At 71.7% G+C, this 19988-nt stretch carries 12 protein-coding genes; 3 read left to right on the top strand and 9 right to left on the bottom strand.

The annotated features are described in order from the left end of the window. The first annotated feature begins 1114 nt into the window (after nt 1–1114). Nucleotides 1115–6565 carry a carboxyl transferase domain-containing protein gene (locus V5P93_RS25920; RefSeq protein WP_104481096.1) on the top strand — a complete coding sequence of 1817 codons (5451 nt, stop codon included), beginning with the start codon at nt 1115–1117 and terminating at the stop codon, nt 6563–6565. A gap of 69 nt (nt 6566–6634) precedes the next feature. On the opposite strand, the gene V5P93_RS25915 is transcribed toward V5P93_RS25920, so the two are convergent. The 4 genes from V5P93_RS25915 to phoA all read right to left on the bottom strand — a co-directional run bounded on the left by V5P93_RS25915 (nt 6635) and on the right by phoA (nt 12225). Further along, complete coding sequence (locus V5P93_RS25915; RefSeq protein ID WP_146108195.1) at nt 6635–8122, bottom strand: alpha/beta hydrolase; 1488 nt, start codon at nt 8120–8122, stop codon at nt 6635–6637. 123 nt (nt 8123–8245) lie between these two features. After that, nucleotides 8246–9466, bottom strand: coding sequence for a hypothetical protein (locus V5P93_RS25910; protein WP_104481094.1), 1221 nt, complete (start codon nt 9464–9466; stop codon nt 8246–8248). 68 nt (nt 9467–9534) lie between these two features. After that, a complete protein-coding gene (locus V5P93_RS25905; protein WP_146108194.1) occupies nt 9535–10338 on the bottom strand; it encodes a hypothetical protein in 804 nt (267 codons plus the stop codon). A 489-nt stretch (nt 10339–10827) separates the two neighbouring features. Beyond that, nucleotides 10828–12225 carry an alkaline phosphatase gene (phoA, locus tag V5P93_RS25900; protein WP_104481092.1) on the bottom strand — a complete coding sequence of 466 codons (1398 nt, stop codon included), beginning with the start codon at nt 12223–12225 and terminating at the stop codon, nt 10828–10830. Between the two features lie 297 nt (nt 12226–12522). Here phoA and V5P93_RS25895 point away from each other — a divergent pair, with 297 nt between their 5' ends. Further along, on the top strand, nt 12523–12906 hold the full coding sequence (locus V5P93_RS25895) for a hypothetical protein (protein WP_245931498.1): 384 nt from the start codon (nt 12523–12525) through the stop codon (nt 12904–12906). 157 nt (nt 12907–13063) lie between these two features. On the opposite strand, the gene V5P93_RS25890 is transcribed toward V5P93_RS25895, so the two are convergent. Further along, on the bottom strand, nt 13064–13720 hold the full coding sequence (locus V5P93_RS25890) for a class I SAM-dependent methyltransferase (RefSeq protein WP_104481090.1): 657 nt from the start codon (nt 13718–13720) through the stop codon (nt 13064–13066). A gap of 504 nt (nt 13721–14224) precedes the next feature. On the opposite strand from V5P93_RS25890, the gene V5P93_RS25885 reads away from it, so the two are divergent. Next, nucleotides 14225–14512, top strand: a complete 288-nt coding sequence (locus V5P93_RS25885; RefSeq protein WP_146108193.1) for a hypothetical protein — start codon at nt 14225–14227, stop codon at nt 14510–14512. 31 nt (nt 14513–14543) lie between these two features. Here V5P93_RS25885 and V5P93_RS25880 read toward each other — a convergent pair whose 3' ends face one another. The 4 genes from V5P93_RS25880 to aroF all read right to left on the bottom strand — a co-directional run bounded on the left by V5P93_RS25880 (nt 14544) and on the right by aroF (nt 19887). Next, nucleotides 14544–15026: an amidase domain-containing protein gene (locus V5P93_RS25880; RefSeq protein ID WP_104481089.1), complete on the bottom strand. Its 483-nt coding sequence runs from the start codon at nt 15024–15026 to the stop codon at nt 14544–14546. Beyond that, nucleotides 14933–15457, bottom strand: a complete 525-nt coding sequence (locus V5P93_RS25875; protein WP_146108192.1) for a hypothetical protein — start codon at nt 15455–15457, stop codon at nt 14933–14935. Before V5P93_RS25875 ends, V5P93_RS25880 begins: the two co-directional genes overlap by 94 nt. A gap of 1332 nt (nt 15458–16789) precedes the next feature. Further along, a complete protein-coding gene (locus V5P93_RS25870; protein ID WP_245931496.1) occupies nt 16790–18754 on the bottom strand; it encodes an FAD/NAD(P)-binding domain-containing protein in 1965 nt (654 codons plus the stop codon). A 74-nt stretch (nt 18755–18828) separates the two neighbouring features. Beyond that, the gene (aroF, locus tag V5P93_RS25865; RefSeq protein WP_104481086.1) at nt 18829–19887 is read right to left on the bottom strand and encodes a 3-deoxy-7-phosphoheptulonate synthase; all 1059 of its coding nucleotides are present in this window, start codon (nt 19885–19887) and stop codon (nt 18829–18831) included. Between the last annotated feature and the right edge of the window lie 101 nt (nt 19888–19988).

Below are 19988 nucleotides of genomic sequence, written 5' to 3'. Positions count from 1 at the left end.
GTATCGCCGAGCGCCACGACAAGCGGTCCGGCGCTGAAGACCGTGGGAACAGGTATCGGCTGGTCCGCCCGGTGCGTCGGCGCACCGCCAACCGGGGCGTGTAGGGGAGGCCGGAGGGGCACTCCCACGACCGACTCCTCGCGGGTTCGGCTCGTCCGCGACGTTTTGGCCGGTTGGGGGCGATCCTCTGCCGGAGGCATCGCTCGGCGTGGTCGCTCGAGTACTCGCGCGTTCGGGGCGAGCCGGGGACCGCTCGCGCACTGTCCACAGTGGCTCATCGGGTGACCCGGCCCGCCGAGTGGCGGATCGGGGTTCGGCTTGCCGGGTACGTGAACCCGGGACGTACCTGTCCGCTTTACCGGACGGTAGCCTGAAATTACCCTTGAGTACGGCTAAACCGCGAACCCGTGCCGGGCAAAGTCGAGTGTGTCCGCGGTGTGTGGATAGCGGCAGACGACCAGGTCTCTCGCGCCTTCCCTGCTCATTGTCGCATCCCGGTTCGGTATTCCGCCGAGTTCGCGCAGGAAATCCGAGATCGCGTCGAGGTGTTCGACCTCGGTGACCCCTTGGGGTCGAAATCGACCGCCGGTTCATCGATGAGGCACCACGCGGTCAACCGCCCTGGGGGTGCTCACGGCCAGTTGCGCGAAGTTCGAGTCCCAGGTCGCCGCGCCGGTCGTGAGCTGCTCGAACGTCAGGAACTCGACCTGCGGCACCGCACGCTGGATCGGCCGCGAAATACCGCGGCGCGGTCCGCCACTCGACTGCCGTCATGTCCGCCACGACGATATCCGGCAAGGAGTCGTCGGAGTCCGGCATGAAAGCCCATCTCGGGTCGCTCAACGCCATGCCCGCTATCGTGTCGGAAGGGTGCGCGTCACACGAATCCGTTTCACGCTCGCCTTTCCGGTCAATTGCCCGCGGGCGCGGTCGCGGGCACGCGGGGCGTGATCGGCTGTGAGATCCGCGCCAGTTGGTTGTCGATCTTGGGGCGGTCACTACACTCGGGCCGTCAGCATCCGTCAGGCTCTCGGCCCGTTGACCACAAGCGATCACCGGACCCGCCCGGTTCGCCGGTCGGGCGAGCTGGGCCTTGGAGAGAGGGACCCGGTCGGTGTTCAGTCGTATCGCCATCGTGAACCGTGGTGAGGCCGCGATGAGGCTCATCCACGCGGTCCGTGACCTGGCCGCGGAGACCGGTTCGCCGATCGAGACCGTCGCCTTGCACACCGACGTCGACCGCGCCGCGACCTTCGTGCGCGAGGCCGACATCGCCTACGACCTCGGCCCCGCCGCCGCCCGCCCCTACCTGGACCTGGGCGTCCTGGAGCGGGCGCTGGTGGAGACCGGCGCGGACGCCGCGTGGGTCGGCTGGGGCTTCGTCGCCGAGGACCCGGCCTTCGCCGAGCTGTGCGAGCGGGTCGGCGTCACCTTCGTCGGGCCCAGCGCGGACGCCATGCGCAGGCTCGGCGACAAGATCGGCGCCAAGCTGATCGCCGAGGAGGTCGGGGTCCCGGTCGCGCCGTGGAGCCGCGGCGCCGTCGAGACGCTGGAGGCGGCGCTGGCCGCGGCCGAGGAGATCGGCTACCCGCTGATGCTCAAGGCCACCGCCGGTGGCGGCGGGCGCGGCATCCGGGTCGTCACCAAGCCCGACGACCTGACCGACGCCTACGAGCGCACCAGCCAGGAGGCCGCCCGCGCCTTCGGCTCCGGCGTGGTCTTCCTCGAGCGCCTGGTCACCGGCGCCCGGCACGTCGAGGTGCAGGTCATCGCCGACGGCCAGGGCACCGCGTGGGCGCTGGGCGTGCGCGACTGCTCCGTGCAGCGGCGCAACCAGAAGATCATCGAGGAGTCCGCCTCCCCGGTGCTGGGCCCCGAGCAGGCCGCCGAGCTGAAGTCCTCCGCCGAGCGGCTGGCCGTCGCCGTCGGCTACCGCGGCGCCGCCACCGTCGAGTTCCTCTACCACCCCGGCGACCGGCTCTTCGCCTTCCTCGAGGTCAACACCCGCCTGCAGGTCGAGCACCCGATCACCGAGTCGACCACCGGGTTCGACCTGGTCCGGGCCCAGCTGCACGTCGCGTCCGGCGGGAAGCTCGACGGCGCCCCGCCCGCCGAGCGCGGCCACGCCATCGAGGCCCGGCTCAACGCCGAGGACCCCGACCGCGACTTCGCGCCGTCCCCCGGCCGCATCGCCCGGCTCGACCTGCCCGCCGGTCCCGGCATCCGGGTCGACACCGGGGTCAGCGAGGGCGACACCATCCCCGCCGACTTCGACTCGATGATCGCCAAGATCATCGCCTACGGCCGCGACCGGGACGAGGCGCTGGGCCGCCTGCGCCGGGCCATGGCCGAGACCCGGGTCATCATCGAGGGCGGCGCCACCAACAAGAGCTTCGTGCTCGACCTGCTCGACCAGCCCGAGGTGATCGACGGCAGCGCCGACACCGGCTGGATCGACCGGGTCCGCGCCGAGGGCGGGCTGGTCACCCACCGGCACTCCGCCGTCGCGCTCGCCGCCGCCGCCATCGAGGCCTACGAGGAGCAGGAGCAGGCCGAGCGGCAGCGCCTGCTGTCCACCGCGTTCGGCGGTCGCCCGCAGGCCCGCCACGACAGCGGCCGCCCGCTCGACCTGAAGCTGCGCGGCGTCGGCTACCGCGTCCGGGTCGCCAGGGTCGGCGCCACCCGGTTCCGGGTCGGCGTCGAGTCCGGCGACCAGTCCCGCGCCGCCGACGTCGTGCTCGACCGCTTCGACCGGCACACCGGCCAGATCGCGGTCAACGGCACCCGCTACCGCCTGCTCACCGGCACCCACGGCCCCACCCACCTCGTCGAGGTCGACGGCGTGGCGCACCGGGTCACCCGCGACGAGGGCGGCGTCGTCCGCTCGCCCGCGCCCGCGCTGGTCGTGGCCACCCCGGTCCAGGTCGGCGACGTGGTCGAGGCGGCCGCGCCGGTGCTGGTGCTGGAGAGCATGAAGATGGAGACGGTGCTGCGCGCGCCGTTCAAGGCCCGGCTCAAGGAGCTGGCCGTCGCCGTCGGCAGCCAGGTCGAGACCGGCGCGCCGCTGATGCGGCTGGAGCCGCTGGCCGACGACACCGCCGAGGACACCGACACCGGCAGCACCGTCGAGCTGGACCTGCCCGTCGAGCCCGCCGACGTGCCCGCCCGGGTCCGCGTCGCCCGCGGCCAGGAGGACCTGCGGGCCCTGCTGCTCGGCTTCGACGTCGACCCGCACGACGAGCGCCGCGTGCTCACCGGCTACCTGTCCGCGCGCCGCGAGGCCACCGCCGCCGGGCAGCGACCGCTGGCCGCGGAACTGGCGCTGGTCGCGGCCTTCGCCGACCTGGCCGAGCTGAGCCGCAACCGGCCCACCGGCGAGGACGGCGCGGGCCACGCGCACAGCGCCCGCGAGTACTTCCACACCTACCTGCAGAGCCTCGACGTCGAGCGGGCCGGGGTGTCGGAGCGGTTCCAGGCCAAGCTGGCCACCGCGCTGGGCCACTACGGGGTCACCGACCTCGAGCGGACCCCGGCGCTGGAAGCCGCCGTGTTCCGGATCTTCCTGGCCCAGCAGCGCGCCACCGCCGACGCCGCGGTCGTCACCGCGCTGCTCAGCGCCTGGCTGCAGGAGCCGCCGCCGGACGAGGCGCTGCGCGAGCCCGCCGGCCTGGCCCTGGAGCGGCTGGTGGCCGCCACCCAGGTCCGCTTCCCCGCGGTCGCCGACCTGGCCCGCGGCGTGGTGTTCGGCTGGTTCGCCCAGCCGCTGCTGCGCCGCAACCGGGCCCGCGTGTACGCCGACGTCCGCAAGCACCTGCGGCACCTCGACGCGAACCCGCAGGCGCCGGACCGCGCCGAGCGGATCGCCGAGATGGTCCGCAGCACCGAGCCGCTGGTCCGGCTCCTCGGGCAGCGCCTCAACCGCGCCGACCTGGACAACTCGGCCATGCTCGAGGTGCTGACCAGGCGCTACTACGGCAACAAGGAGCTCGTCGCCGTCCGCACCCGCGAGGTCGCGGACTGCACGTTCGTGGTCGCCGAGCGCGCCGGTTCCGCCGTGGTCTCCACCGCGGTCGCCTTCGACGCCCTGGGCAGCGCGCTGCGCGGGCTGGCCGAGCTGGCCACCGGCGCCGACCCGCTCGACGCCGACATCTACCTGGCCTGGGAGAGCCAGCCGGGCGACTTCGACGAGCTGGTCGCCACGCTGCACGGCGTGGTCCAGTCCACCCCGCTGCCCGCGCAGGTCCGCAGGCTCACCGCGACGGTCGCGGGCAGCGGCGGCGCGGTGATGCACCACCACTTCACCTTCCGCCCGTCGACCACCGGGATGACCGAGGAACGGCTGATCCGCGGTCTGCACCCGTACATCGCCCAGCGGATGCAGCTGGAGCGGTTGCGCGAGTTCGACCTGACCCGGTTGCCGTCCTCCGACGAGGAGGTCTACCTCTTCCAGTGCGTGGCCAGGGAGAACCCGTCCGACGAGCGGCTGGTCGCCTTCGCCCAGGTCCGCGACCTGGCCGAGCTGCGCGAGCACGACGGCAGGCTGGTCTCGCTGCCCACCGCCGAGGACGTCATCGCCACCTGCCTCGACTCGATCCGCCGCGCGCAGGCGCTGCGGCCCTCGCGCAAGCGGATCAACACCAACCGGATCGTGGTCTACGTCTGGCCGCCGAGCGAGATCACCCGCGCCGAGCTGGACATGATCGCCAAGCGCGTGCTGCCCACCACCGCGGGCGCCGGGCTGGAGGAGATCCTGTTCATCGCCCGCCGCCGCGACGACGCGACCGGTGAGCTGGCCAAGACCGCGGTGCGGATCCGCTTCGACGCCACCGGCGGCACGGAGCTGACCGTCGGCGAGGCGTCGCTGGAGCCGGTGCGCCCGCTCGACGACTACCGGCAGAAGGTGCTGCGCGCCGCGGCCCGCAACTCCGTGTACCCGTACGAGCTGACCGAGATCCTCGGCGAGTTCGTCGAGCACGACCTCGACGCCGACCACGCGCTGGTGCCGGTCGACCGGCCGAAGGGGCGCAACAAGTCCGGGATCGTCGCGGGCGTGGTCACCACGAAGACCCGCCGCCACCCCGAGGGCGTCACCCGCGTGGTGCTGCTCGGCGACCCGACCAAGTCGCTCGGCGCGCTGGCCGAGCCCGAGTGCCGCCGGGTCATGGCGGCGCTCGACCTCGCCGAGCGGACGCGGGTACCGGTCGAGTGGTACGCGCTGTCCTCCGGCGCCCGGGTCTCGATGGAGTCCGGCACCGAGAACATGGACTGGGTGGCCGCGGCGCTCAAGCGGATCGTCGAGTTCACCCAGGCGGGCGGCGAGATCAACATCGTGGTGGCGGGCATCACCGTGGGCGCCCAGCCGTACTGGAACGCCGAGGCCACGATGCTCATGCACACGAAGGGCGTGCTGGTGATGACGCCGGACTCGGCCATGGTGCTGACCGGCAAGCAGGCGCTCGACTTCTCCGGTGGCGTGTCGGCCGAGGACAACTTCGGCATCGGCGGCTACGACCGGGTGATGGGCCCGAACGGGCAGGCGCAGTACTGGGCGCCCAACCTGACCGCCGCGCGCGATGTGCTGATGTCCCACTACGACCACACCTACGTCGTCCCCGGCGAGTCGGCCCCGCGCCACACCCGGACCACCGACCCGGTCGACCGGGACGTGTCGGACTACCCGCACGCGATCGTCGACAGCGACTTCACCACCGTCGGCCAGATCTTCTCCGCCGAGCACAACCCGGACCGCAAGAAGCCGTTCGACATCCGCACGGTCATGCGCGCGCTGTCCGACCAGGACCACCCGGTCCTGGAGCGGTGGGCGGGCATGGCCGACGCGGAGACCACCGCGGTGCAGGACGTGCACCTGGGCGGCAGGCCGGTCTGCCTGATCGGCATCGAGTCGCGCGCGGTCCCGCGCCGCGGCTTCCCGCCCACCGACGGCCCGGACACCTACACCGCGGGCACGCTGTTCCCGCGGTCGTCGAAGAAGGCCGCCCGCGCCATCAACTCCGCCAGCGGCAACCGCCCGCTGGTCGTGCTGGCGAACCTGTCCGGCTTCGACGGCTCCCCGGAGTCGATGCGCAAGCTGCAGCTGGAGTACGGCGCCGAGATCGGCCGGGCCATCGTCAACTTCCGCGGCCCGATCGTCTTCTGCGTCATCTCCCGCTACCACGGCGGCGCGTTCGTGGTGTTCTCCAAGGCCCTGAACCCGAACATGACGGTCCTGGCGCTGGAGGGCTCCTTCGCCTCGGTGCTGGGCGGCGCGCCCGCCGCCGCGGCGGTCTTCGCCAGTGACGTCAACGCGCGCACCGCGTCGGACCCGCGGATCCGCGACCTGGAAGCCAAGATCGCGGGCGTCCAGGGCGCCGAGCGCGGCGCGCTGAACGTGGAACTGGACGAGCTGCGCGCTTCCGTCCGCGCCGAGAAGCTCGGCGAGGTCGCCACCGAGTTCGACCGCGTCCACAACATCCAGCGGGCCGTGAAGGTGGGCTCGGTGGACGCGGTCATCCGCGCGGCCGAACTCCGCCCCCGCATCATCGAGGCCATCGCCGCCCGCGACTAGCGGAACCGAACGGGGGAGGAGCCCGTACGGCCAAGCCGTACGGGCTCCTCCTGCGTCAAGCGGAGCCGCCTAGCGCGCCCCGACCAGCCCCGGTGCGGGCGGCGCGGGTTCGACCGCCGGGCAGCGGGCGCCGTCGCGGGGAGCGCGCAGCTCGAGGAGGTAGCGGTCCATCGCCTGGCGGGCGCAGTCGGAGCGGTGGTACACGCCGTGCCCCCAGCCCTCGTAGGTGAGCAGGACGGAGGTGCCGCGGATCTGGCGGTGGGCGTTGGCCGACCACGCGTACGCCGTCGCCGGGTCGTGCCGCACGGCCATCATCAGGATCTCCGGTGCCTTGGTGACCCGCAGCCGGTGCTGCGGGTTGTTCACCTTCTCCGGCAGGCCCGTGCAGTTCAGCACCGCCTTCAGCGTGTTGGGCGAGCCCCGCAGGTGCGGGGCGATCCGCGTCAGCCTCGTCCGGATCTCGTCGACCTCGCGCTGGTCCCGGGCCCGGACAGCCCAGTCCTGGCAGAAGATCGCCAGGTACGAGTTGGGCAGCGTCCCGTCCACCGGCTGTGCCTGGTCGTTGGGGAACTGGATGGGCGCGCCCCCGTCGGCGGCCGCGATCTGCTCCGCCAACTCGGACCAGTTCGGGAACGCGAGCTGGCTGTGCGCCCCGCGGGCGAGCCCGTTCGCCGTCACCACCCGACCCGACCCGTCCACGACCTCGCCGTGGTCGGCGCGGGCCAGCAGGCCGTCCCACACCGCGCCGACGTCGCGGCCGTGCAACGCGCAACCGGGTGTGCGGTCGCACCAGGCGACGAACTCGGCGAACGAGTCCTCGCCCGCCGCGGCGCCGGTGTCGCCGAGCCCGCGCGCGTCGAGGCTGTGGTCCATGTTCGAGTCGAGGATCATCGCCCGCACGTGCTCGCCGTACTCCTCGGCGTACTGCTGGCCGATGAGCGTGCCGTACGACAGCCCGTAGAAGCTGATCTTCCGTTCGCCCAGCGCGCGGCGGTACGCGTCGATGTCGCGCACCACCGACAGGGAATCGGCGTGGTCGAAGACCGGTCCGCTGCGCGCCCGGCAATCCGCGGCCAGCTCCCGGTTGTACGCGACCAGCGCGTCGAACTCGGTCTGGCTCGCCGGATACGCCGTGGGCTGCCTGCCCAGCAGCTCCGCCGAACACCGCACCGGCTGGCTGCGCCCGATGCCCCGCGCGTCGTAGCTCACGATGTCGAAGCGCGCCAACAGGTCCGGGGTTATCACCTGCTCGGCGGCCAGTACCACATCCACCCCGGACCCGCCTGGCCCGCCGGGGTTCACCAACAACACCCCGATGCGCCGTGCCGGGTCGCCCGCTTTCCTGCGGGCCACGGTCAGGTCGATTCGCGTACCACCGGGCTCGGCCCAGTCCACCGGCACGCTGAGCTTCCCGCACTCGGTGTGCGCGGACTCCGGGCACGGCCCCCACTCGATCCGCCGCTGCCCCAACGATTCCGCCGACGCCACCGGGACCATCCCGGCGGCGATGGCCACCGCGGCGGTGAACCCGCCGACTGCTCTTGCGATCCTGCGCACAGAACCCCCTCCTCGTGTCCAGGTCGCCAAGCACGCTCTCAGTCGCGGTCGCGCACCACAACGCCCACAAGGGGGATATGGGATCAGCCCGTGGTCTGATGCCAAATCTGGCGTTTGGCAGTGTCAGGAGGAATGGTCGACGAACAGTGGAGAACCACTGGAGACCCGGTAGGGGAGCCTACACACCGCGGCGGCCTCGTCGAGGTCGACGATCCCGCCGAGCACCCGCTCCACCGCGCCGATCGCCTCCGGGGGATTCCCCTGGTCGTAGGCGGAAAGCGGGGCGAAGCCGAGCGAAGTGGCGTTGTGCCAGGCGATCGCCGCGTCCGCGGCACCCGGTCGCAGCACCGCGGGCCCGGCGAACCCGACGCCCGGGTCCCGGGACGAGAGGGTGTCCGCGACCAGTTCGGCGAGCAGCGGCGGGATCGGCCGCGTGGCCGCGAGCGTGACCCGCGCCAGGTACGCGCGGTCGGTGTAGCGGCGCACCGCTTCCGAGACAAGGGGGAGCGCGGCGACGGCGAACTCGTCCGGCGGTCGAGGCGCGTGCCACACCCCGGTGCGCGACGGCCCCTCCCGCGCGAGCCTGCCGAACTCGGCGGCCCGCGCCGCGAGGTGGGACCGCAGTCCGGGACCGACCCGGTACCCGAGCAGCCCCACGGACAGCACCGCCTCGAACGGAAGCCGCGCCAGTTCCGCCCACAACGGCTCCCACGACCGCGGCGAACGGGCCAACGGCGTCACCGCCGTCAACCACGGGTCCCGCGCGTCGTCCCGGCTGCTTCGCCGCGCCGTCAAGCGCTTGCGCACCTCGACCAGGCCGGCACCGTGCGGCCGGAACGGTTCCAGCACCCACCGCGCGTGTGCCTCGTCGACCACCGGCTCGGCGCCGACGTGCCCCGGCACCCGCCCGAGCCGGGCGCGCGAGTCCGCCACCCGTCGCCGCGCGTCGTCCTGGTCGACGCTGTCCGCCCGGGTGATCAGGAAGCAGTCGAGCCCCGGCCGCTCGGGCCGGTTGACGTAGCGCACCTCGAACGGCGCGTCACCCGCCACCTCCCAGCACGACCGCAGCCACGCGGAGTCGTCCGGCACGGGCGCCGCGCCCTCGTGGATGTGCACCCCGCCGAACAACTGCCCGACCTGCACGACGTGGTTCGCGGGCCCGGACTGTTGGTTGTGGACGGTGACCGGCGGCGCGGCCGCGCCCACCCCGCCCTGCCGGGTTTCCGGCGCGCCAGAAACCCGGTCGGCGGCCACGGGCGCACCGGAACCCCGGTTGCCTGCCGCGGGCGCGATCCGGCTCGCCGCCCACGCCCACCACCGACCGCCGCCGTGGGTCGTGACCACTCCCGAAGGTGTCGCCCCCACCCCGGCTCCCGCCGCTGCGGCTCCGTCCGGTGCCCACCCCGGGCGCGTCACGGCCGGTTGGGGCTCGGCGCCTGCCCGTACGGCAGCCCCTCGACGGGCGGCATCCCCGACGGGAATCCGTACGTCTCGGCCACGGCCTCGTCCCGCACCGCGGCGTCCAGCGCCTCGCGGCAGGTCGCGTGCACGGCCTCCCGCATCGCCTTGAGCCGCTCCAGGTCCAGGATCCGGCCCACGGCGTCGAAGCGGTCGGCCGAGTGGCGCCCGACGCTCTGCTGGAGCAGGACGCGGCCGCGCCGGATCCGCCACATCGTCCACCCCAGGTAGAGGCTGGTGCCGTAGGCGAACACCGACACGAACACGTAGTGGTGCCCGTCGACCAGCACCAACCGGTTCCCGGTGGCGCCGAACGCCGTGGCGGTGCGCCGCACCTGGTAGTTGTGGATCGGCAGTTGCCGGTCCCGCAGCCCACCCGCGATGTGGCTGTACACCGAGTCCGCCGCTCCGGCTTTACCTGCCAGCAGCGTGCACCACTCGCTGATCGCCTCCTGCTTCTCACCGGTGAGGAAGGCCAGCCAGTACGCCACGAACGCCCCGAACGCGACCGGCGCGCCGACGATCAACCACGTCTCCGCGTCGTCGCCCCGGCTGAACACCCCGCCGTTCACCACCCACAGCAGGACGAAGAGCAGGAACGTCCCGACCGCCACCCGCACGGACCGGCCCAGCACCGACCGGACCAGGCCGCTCGCCACGGCGTCGTCCAACAACAGATCGGTCGGCGCGTGCCGGAGCGTCTTCGACAGGTAGACGTCGTTCCCGCTGTCTGGGGGTAATCCCGGACCCTGTGACATGGTGTGACCCTCCGAGCACCCGGTATCGGACGGTCGTGGAACCTACCTCACGGTCCACGCCCCCGGTCCAGCGCGTTCCTGACATCGCGCTCGCGCTGTCCGGTTCTTGTCCATACCGAGAACGCGTTCGCCTGACCAGGCCGCGCCACATGTCCGGAGTCGGTGTCCGCATCCCCGCACCACCAGGCACAACGCACCAACGCCGCACACACTAGCCCTCACACAAGGGAAAGTGGCGGGTATAGCCGGTCGATTCACTCGATCCGGTAGTAGAAAGCCTTGTCTTTCAGGGGTTTCCCGCTCGGTGAGCGCGGGCCTGTGTAAAACCCGCGGCGGTTGCGGTCCACAGCGGAGTACAGTGGATCTCGACCCGGTGTGGACATCGGAAACCCGCCCCGCGTGATCGCGGGACGGGTTCCGGCCGGGCGGTGGCGAATCAGTTGTGCGGAACAGTGGCGCGGTCGGCCGGTAGTGGCTCGACCGGGCCGGTCAGCGGACGCCGAGGGCGCGGCTCATGGTGCGGAACAGGTCGGTCTGGTCCGTGACGCCGACGACGTTGGCCGCCTGCGGGCCGTAACCCGCGATGCGGACCTGGGTGCCGGTGTGCTCCTGGGACTGGCCCGGGGTGTTGGTGGCGTAGTTGATCGTCATCGGGACGCCGTCGCGGGTGACCAGGGTGGCGGTCTGGCCGGGGCTCTTCGTGCCGTTGGGGATGATCTGGCTGGTGTGGCCGTGGTCCGCCGTCACGACGACGAGGGTGTCGGGGTGGCTGCGGGCGTAGGCCAGGCCCGCGGCGACGGCGTCGTCGAAGCCGACGGTCTCACCGATCTGACCGCACGGGTTGGCGGCGTGGTCCTGCTTGTCGATGCTGGCACCCTCGACCTGGAGGAAGAAGCCCTTGTCGCCGTGCCGGTCGCGGCTCGAGCGGTCCAGGACGTCGAGCGCCTTGCGGGTCATGTCGGCCAGCTTCGGCTGGGCGGCGGGCAGGTTCGCGTTCGGCTGGCAGGTCGACGGCTCGGTGCCGCCCACCTTCGCGACCGGGCCGACCCACTGCAGGTCCATGTTGTTGGGCGCGAACAGGCCCAGCAGCGGCTTGTCGCCGCGCGCGGCGCGCAGGCCCGCGGCGTCCGTGGCCACCTGGTAGCCCGCTGCCTTGGCCTGGTCGAGCACGGTCTTGCCCTGGAACTGGCCCGCCTTGACCGTCTGGTTGAAGAAGGTCGCGCCGCCGCCGAGCAGCACGTCCGGGCGGGTCTGCACCAGCTGCTCGGAGATCGAGCCCGCGCCGCCGTTCTCCTTGGCGTTGGCCGGGCACGCGGTGCTGGTCTCGTTGGGGCCCTTGCAGTCCCGGCTGACGACGTGCGAACCGAGCACGGCCGGGGTCGCGTCCTGGACCTCGGCGGTGGTCACGTCGCCGGTGCGGTAGCCGTTGCGCTTGGCCAGTTCCAGGATGGTCGGCAGCGGGTTGCCGTAGGCGTCGACGGAGATGGCGCCGTTGTAGGTCTTGCTGCCGGTCGCCCAGCCGGTGCCGGACGCGGCGGAGTCGGTCACGTAGTCGGGCTTGGACGGGTCGCCCTTGGCCACGGCGTAGGTGGTGTACGCCCCGGTCAGCGGGAGCGAGTCCATCTCCAGCCGCCCGGCGGCGCCGCGCGCGTAGTTGCGCGCGATGGTGATCTCCGAGTCGCCCATCCCGTCACCGATGAACAGGACCACGTTGCGGGCCTTGCCGCCCTCGATCGCCCGCCGCACGTCCTGCGTCCGGTCCCCACCGGCCGCCGCCCGCGCCGACGGGTCGTCCCCGGGGCCGGCCGCCGCCACCGCGGGCGCGGTCAAGGCGACCGCCACCCCGAAAACACCGAGCGCCACCAGGCGCCTCGACACCACAGGCATGTTCTTTCCTCCAAGCCCGAGAATCCTCACGCCGCGCAGTAGCCCACCCGAACCTGTGCGGAGCCCGGCCTGGATGTGAGCGGCGGGCTGCCAGTGCGTTAACAACACTTGAGCACCGTGTGAGCGGACATCAAACGGGCGTAACACCCAGAAGCCGGTAAGCAGCCAATCCGCGCTAACGGGACCCAACACCCGGCGGACTGTCCACTGTGTCCACGCCAGGTCGGTTTGTCGAAATCGCGGGTTTCTAGGCCGGAATCGCGGCATACTCCCGGCGTCGACCGAGGAGGGGTGCTGGTGGCGGTGGCGGAGCTCGTGGGTGTCTGGCGGCGGATCATCCTGGGGGAAGGCAAGTCCTGGGTGTTGTTCGAGCACGGGACGTGCGTGATCCTGGTAGACTCGGAGGGCGACCTGGCAGGGCAAGCGGTGGACATTCTCCGGGAGTATGGCCCGGTGCGCCCCGGCACGCCGTCGGGCGACTTCAACACGATCACCTTGACCGCGGCCCCGGGGTGGGCGGTCACCGGTCACCACCCCGACGTGCTCACCTACGTGGCGCCCGACGAGGTCACCACGCCGGACGACCTCACGGCGGGGCTCACCGGGCGCGGCAAGCGGGATCGGGACGGGCGCGAGCTGACGGTCGTGCACGTCGAGGACAAGCGGCCCGGTCGGGGTTAGGCGCTGCCTGGTAAGTCCGGTGCGCGGGTTTCGTGGTCCGCGTGGTGTCCGGGCGTGCGGGAGGCCGCGCGTACCGGGTTGTCCTTGGGCTTTCCGCACGTGCGGCCAGGGTCCGCGCGGGCGCGGATGGCGTGTGTCGGACCTTGCGGGACAGCACCTAGTCGCGTGCCTCCGGTGTTTCGGGGTGTCGTCGGGCGAACAGGAGCGCCTGCGGTGCCGACGAGTCCGGGGCGATCAGCAGGTGCGCCTCGATCTCGAACCCGGCTTCCCGGAGCCAGGCCGCCACCCGCTCCGGTGGCCTGCGGTGGACGTGCACGTTCATCGGGTGGCCGCCATAGCCCTGGGTCTTCAGGTGCGACTCGTCGCCGGTGTGGAAGCCGACCTGCAGGCGACCGCCGGGGCGCAGCACGCGGTGGAAGTGCGCGAGGACTCCGGGGATCTCGGCGTCGGGGATGTGGATCAGCGTCCACCAGGCCAGGACACCGGACACCGAGGCGTCGGGGAGGTCCAGGTCCGTCATCGACCCGACCTCGAACCGCAGGTCCGGGTATTCGCGGCGGGCCTGGGCGACCATCTCGGGTGACAGGTCGACGCCGAACGCGGTGACGCCGAGGGCGGCGAGGTGAGCGGTGACGTGCCCGGAGCCGCAGCCGACGTCCGCGACCGGGCCGCCGTCGACGCTCTCGGCGAACAACGACAGCGCGGCGCTGAGGTAGCGGTCCTTGGCGATGGCGCCCCGCATCTGGTCGGCGTAGCTCGCCACGACGGTGTCGTAGGACTCGCGGGTGTTGGCGAGCCAGTCGTCTGTCCGCATGTCAGGTGTCCCGGGTGTGAGTGGTCGTGGGGTTGGTGTTCGCGGGTTCGGCTCGGCGACGCCGGTATGGTCGTTCAACCACGCGAGGCAGTTGATGGCGAAGGTGTCGACCGGGGGTTGCTCATCGCGCGGCCACGCCACGGCGTGCTCCGCGATCCGGCCGGCCTGGCTGCCTCGTCGTCGCGGTGGTGCGCCGTGGTGAGTCGGGATTCGGGTTGGTCCGCCAGTGAACTCGACGGTGGAATCCTGAGGCGCCGAGCCCGTCGCGGCCGGGTGTCGCTCATGGCGTGGGGCGTTGGGTTCCCGCTGTCGGCAGGGGCGGCGGGGAGCTGACCGGTGCCGGGGGAACGAGGTTGACGTACCAGCGGTCGTCGTGGCGGTTGAGGAAGAGCCTGGTGGTGTATGTGGTGGTCGGCGCGTTCGGATCGTCCGCGGTGCGGATGGTGCCGGTGAGGTGGGCCGTGGACTGGTGGGGACCGGGGATTGGTGGGGACCGGGGATTGGATGTCCTGGCTCGTCACCCGCAGGTCGCGACCGCCGCGAGTGGCGAGCAGCGAGTCGACGGCGGTGGCCAGTTCCGGGTTCTGCTGCCACGCCAGGTCCGCGAGCGCGTGGGCGTCGTCGGTGTTGAGGGCCGAGACGTACGCGGCGACCGCCTCCTCGGCCGAGGCGGCGCCCGCGCCGGTCGGGGGTGCCGCGCCGGAACAGGCGGTCGCGCCGATGAGGAACGCGCCGGTGGCGGCGGACACCGCGGTCGGCCGCCACCCGCGTCGACCTCGTCCATCGCCGTGATGGGGTGGGTTGATCACGTGCTTCTCCCAGGTCAGGTGCGGTGGGCGTACCACGCGTCGCGATCCTTGCCCTGCGGCAGCAGCCATCCCCAGAAGGCGACGTTCCAGCGGTCGGAGGCGTGGTAGGTCAGGTAGATCTCCTCAGCGGCTCCCGCGGGCCCCAGCCTACCGGTCAGGATCATCGTGTGGTCGATGTTGTTCGGCTCGTCGCCCTCGTCCGGGTGGTCCCACTCGACCTGCAGGACGTCGGTGACGAGCATTTCGTACACGTTCGGGATGTGTGAGACGCGCTGGGAGTTGATGCGCGCGAAAACCGCCCAGTTGTGTGCGCCCGCCCAGCTGTGGGTCTGGTTGATCCAGTTGTACCACCAGTTCTCATCCGAGTTCCAGATGCCCAGGTCATCTTCCCGGCCGCCCACCTTCATGATCTGCGAGATGAAATTGGTGCAGTCGTTGCCCTGAGCGCGGTAGTCGTCGTTGTAGTTGTCCCAATACTGTTCGGCGTAGTTGTACATGGCAGGTAGTCGTAGGTCATCGTGATGCCCGCGGAGTTCGCGATTGGGCCGGAGGTATCCGGCTTGGTCGAGCCCGGGCGCTTGGCCGGGACCTCCGCGTACAGGGCGGGCGGCGGCCCGGCCCCCAGGGCGACCTCGGCCGAGGTGAGCGTCCAGATGTCGTTGACCTGCGCGAAGGAGAGCAGGTGGCGCACCTTGTACGCCTCGTACGCGGGCGCGTTCGGGTCGCCGTGCCCGAAGTACAGCTTGGTCAGCTCGGTCGCGCGCACCCGCGTGGCCGACCGTTCGGTCTCCACGGCGTCGATGGTGACCTCGACGTCGGACTTGGTGTACCCGCGCGACGTCGTGGTCAGCGTGAATGCCCGGACTTCGTCCAACTTCCGCGCTTGGACCGCTAAGCGACCGCGCAGCGCGTCCGAGGCGACTGCCACCGCGGACGCACCGAGGCATGCCGCCAACACTCGCTGAAATCTTCGTGTTTCTTTCCCCAGTTATCGATGCGAATACGGCGACGCCTGCCTGTGGCTGAATGGAAAGGTCGCCGCTCTCCGGTCCTGTAGGTTTTTCTCCTACTTCGCAGAAGCCTAGTGGTGCCCCGGAGGGCTGGACTCCGCCAATCGGGTAGCGGGAGGAATTTGCGTTCTCTGTCGCGAAAAGGGATCCGCCAAGTTTGTATTTGGTGCTCGGGGTGTCGAATAGTGAATAGGCGAAACGGGGGAAGTCGTCTGGAGCCGGGGTCGAGCGGCTCGATCGGTGGACGATTTGTCGGCTTTCGTCGGATGTTGGGGTGTGTGCCTGTGCGGGTGGGTGTGCGACACACACCCACGGACTTGACGGGGAGATGGCAGGTCGGTCGCTGTCCGGGGCAAGGCGTGTGAACGACGAAAAGCGGGGCGCCACCTGCTGGAGACAGGTGGCGCCCCGCTTGGGGGACCGGACGAGGTGGGCGGAGGAAGCGCGGTGCGGAGGACGGTGGTGGAGCAGGCAGGGGGATGAGTGGGGCGGGCGGCAGCGGGGTGGCCAGGAGGAGGCATTCGCGGGAGGGGATGTCGACGGCGTGTGGCAGATCTTGGTGATTGTGTTGGGAGACGGGTAGGCCGGTTGGACTAAGTGGACAGAGTGGGGTGCGCTGGGGGGAGGAAGTATTCGGGGGGAGCGAGGTGCCAAAGGCGGAGGGGGCGTGCGCTGGGAAGCGGAAGGGAAGGGGAGTGTTGGGAGGCGGCCAGGAGAGGAGGGCGAGTGTCGGAGGGCTGCCAGGGACGAGGCGGAGCAGGTGTGTTCTGGGGGAGCAAAGCGGGTGGGCCATGGCGGCGATGTCGGGAAGGCGGAGCGGGGGCGCCGCGAAGCGGTGGAGAGGTGGGGTGGGAGTGGCGGGGCAGGGAGGGAAGTGCTTGGGGGGGAGGCGAAGTGAGGAGGGAGAGCGGGGAGGCAGGGTAGAGCGGGGTGCGTTGGGGGAGGTGAGTCTGGGTGTGTTGCGGAGAAGGGGAAGGCGCGAGGGGCGAGGCAGGGAGGGCCAGGTGAAGTGGGAGGGTGAGGTGAGGAAGCAGAGCGAGGCGAAATGGCAGGGAGTGCGAGGTGAGGAGAGAAGTGGGGAAGTGAGGTGAGAGGGAGGGAGGGAAAACTGGTGATGGGGGAATGTGCTGGGGTGGATGGGGTATGGCGAGGATGGGCGGGGAAGGTGTTGGGGTGAGTGAGGTATGGAAGGGAAATGGGGAGGGTTGGGGCGGCGGCCGCCGGGGGATACGGCCGCCGCCCCGTGGGGACTAGAAGCCCGCGATGAGTTCCGTGCGGGGGACCGAGATGGCCAGGGTCGCCTGGGCGACCGCGTCGGCGTCGGCGAGGATCACGGAGTTCACGCCCGGGCGGATGCCCGCCGCGGTGACCCAGTGGACGGTTTCCGTCGGTACGCCGTAGGCGAAGCGGCGGGGGTGGGGGACTCTGCCCTTGCCCAGGACGTTGTAGGGGCGGGGGGATACGGCCAGGCCGCCGGTTTCGTAGTGGCCGCCGCCCGCGATGGGGATCTGGTGGAGGACGCATTCACCTCGTGCCAGCAGGCCTCCCAGCAGCGGGTCGGTGGTGGTGCGGATGTCGGGCTCGGGGAGCCTGGCCTCGATCAGCGCCGTCACGCGGACCGGGGGGCCCGGGACCTTCGTCGAGGAGACCAGGAACTCCGAGTCGTCCTCCGCCGGTTCGACGACCATGCCGGGGCCGACCACGCGCAGGACGCCTGCCTCGATCAGGGCGGTCATCTCCTCGATGCGGCTGACCGGCGGGCCGATCGAGACGAACGCGTTGAAGGGGGTGTACCAGCGTTGGAGGTCGTCTCGGTAGGAATCGCCGCTGAGGCCGCCGTGGTCCACCACCAGGCGGATTTCGTTGCGGAGGTCCCGCATGGCGTCGAGGGCGGACTTGAGGGGGCTGCGGACGTTGCCGCGCAACGCCTCCCGGATGTCCTCGCGGAGGTAGCCGGTGAGCCACTTGCGGTAGTCGTCCGCGTCGGCGAACTCGCGGTCGCCGTACGGCTTGGCGATCGCGTTCCAGTCCCAGCGGTCGGCCTCGGCGATGCCGAAGCGGTCCAGGAGGACCGACTCGGCTTCCGAGCGGGGCTGGTCGAAGGGCTCGCCGACCGGGGTGGCGGCGAACTCCTCCTCGCAGACCGCCCGGTAGCGGCGGGAGAAGACCTCGGCCTCGCAGACGCAGGACCGTTCGGTGACCAGCGCGGTGTAGTACACCGACCGGACCTCGCGGTCGATCAGCGGCCAGACCTCGGTGCGGAAGTCGGCCGGGCGGCCGCGTTCCGCGCGCCTGCGCAGGGTGCGGATCACCCACGGGGTCAGGAAGAGCGGCTCGTGCCTGCCGAAGGCGCCCTTCTGGTTCTCGCCGCGGGCGGTGTAGGGGACGCCGCGGCGGGAGCCCGCGATCAGCACCGGCTCCGCGCCGGAGGGGTGGTAGGTCAGCGATCCCGTGTCGCCGCGGGAGAAGCGGCCGCCGCGGCCGGTGGTGAGCAGGGCCATGTAGTCGAAGAAGTTCAGGCCCATCCCGCGCAGCGCCACCTCCTGCCCGGGCTTGAGGAACGACAGGTCGACGCCCGCGGGGTTGCCCGGCGGCACGTACGCCAGGTGGTGCCGGGCCGCGTACTCGGCCAGCGCGGTCTCCGCCTCCGACAGCATGCTGGGCACGTGCCCCTGGGTGAGCACGACCGAGTCCAGCCCGTCGAGCACGGTGCCGTCGTCCAGCTCCACCACCTGGCTGCCGTCGTCGGCGTCGACGAGGCTGGTGGCGGTGTTGGCGTGCAACGCGATCGTCAGGTTGTCCGGGGTGGTGCGCAGCAGGTGCCGTAAAACCCAGCGCAGGTAGTGGCCGTAGAGCGCGCGGGTGGGGTACGAGTCGGGGCCCAGCTCGCGGCACTCCGCGCGGGCCCAGTCGGGCAGCCGGTCCTCCGGGCCGAGGTGCTCGACGAAGCGGGCCCACTCGTGCAGGCTGGGGCCGGGCACGATCGGGCCCGCGCAGCTGACGGTCTCGTCGGCGAACATGGTGATCTGCGCGGCGACGGTGTTCATCAGCAGCTCGCGGGACTGGTCGGTGCGCCACACCGCGCTCCCGTTGTGCAGGTTGGGGTCCACGACGTGGACGGTGATCTCGCGCGACTGGCCCGCCGCGCTCGCGTGCAGTCGTTCCAGCACCGACAGCCCGCGCGGTCCCGCGCCGATGATGCAGATGTGGGTCACGGTGTCCTCCAGGTGGTGCGCCCGCCTACCCCGGGCGCGCGGGGTGCGGGGCGACGGCGGGTTGGCGGGGGTGGTCAGCGCTCGGCGAGGACGGCGTGGGCGCCGACGACACCGGCCAGCTTGCGGCTCAGGCCCATCGACAGCAGCTCCAGCTTGCCCATCAGCACGCCGAAGTCGTCGGGCAGCAGCGCCTGCTTGCCGTCGCACAGCGCCTGCTCGGGCGCCACGTGCACGTCGATGAGCAACGCGTCCGCGCCCGCCGCCGCCGCGGCCAGGGAGACCGGCTCGACCAGGGCGGGGATGCCGACGGAGTGGCTGGGGTCGACCATCACCGGCAGGTGCGAGCGCTGCTTCATCAGCGCGACCGCGGAGATGTCGAGGGTGAAGCGGGTGGCGTGCTCGAAGGTGCGGATGCCGCGCTCGCACAGGATGACCTGGTCGTTGCCCTGCGCCAGGATGTACTCGGCGGCGGCCAAGGTCTCGTCGACGGTGCAGCCGAAGCCGCGCTTGAGCACGACCGGGCGACCGGACTTGCCCGCCTCGCTGAGCAGCTCGAAGTTCTGCATGTTCCGGGCGCCGATCTGCAGCCCGTCGGCGGTGGCCGCGACCCGCTCCACGTGCCGGGGGTCGAGCACCTCGGTGAGGATCGGCAGGCCGGTGTGCGCGCGCGCCTCGGCCAGCAGCTCCAGTCCGGCCCACTTGAGGCCCTGGAAGGAGTACGGCGAGGTGCGCGGCTTGAAGGCGCCGCCGCGCAGGCCGACCGCGCCGTAGTGCTCGGCGACGTCGGCGCAGTCCAGCAGCTGCTGGCGGTTCTCCACCGCGCACGGACCGGCGAACACGTTGAGCGAGCCGTCGCCGACGGTCGCGCCGCCGACGCGCACCACGGTGCCCTCGGGGCGCAGCTCGCGCCTGCCGAGCCGGAAGTCCCCGCCCGCGGCGACGACGGCGACGGGCGCGACGAGGTTGTCGGGGGCCGGTGTCTCCGTGCCGGGACCGTGGGCGACGATCACGGGCGTCGAACCGAGGTGCTGGAGCGTGGCGGTGGTGCCGGTGGTGTCGAAGTGGTCCAACCACTGCTGGGTGGCGGTGGCGGGGGTGTCGACGGCGAAGCTGTACAGGGACAGACCGGACATGACGGGACCTCCGTGGGAGTGCGCGCGGCGGCGCGGGTGTGGGTCCGGACGGTGGCCCGCGCGTCAGGCGGGCCACCGTCCGGTGTGGACCTCCGCGCGCG

Source organism: Actinokineospora auranticolor, from assembly GCF_041897805.1.
Classification (GTDB): domain Bacteria; phylum Actinomycetota; class Actinomycetes; order Mycobacteriales; family Pseudonocardiaceae; genus Actinokineospora; species Actinokineospora auranticolor.
The sequence above is the reverse complement of the archived record's forward strand: the minus strand, read 5'-3'. Positions and strand labels throughout refer to the sequence as shown.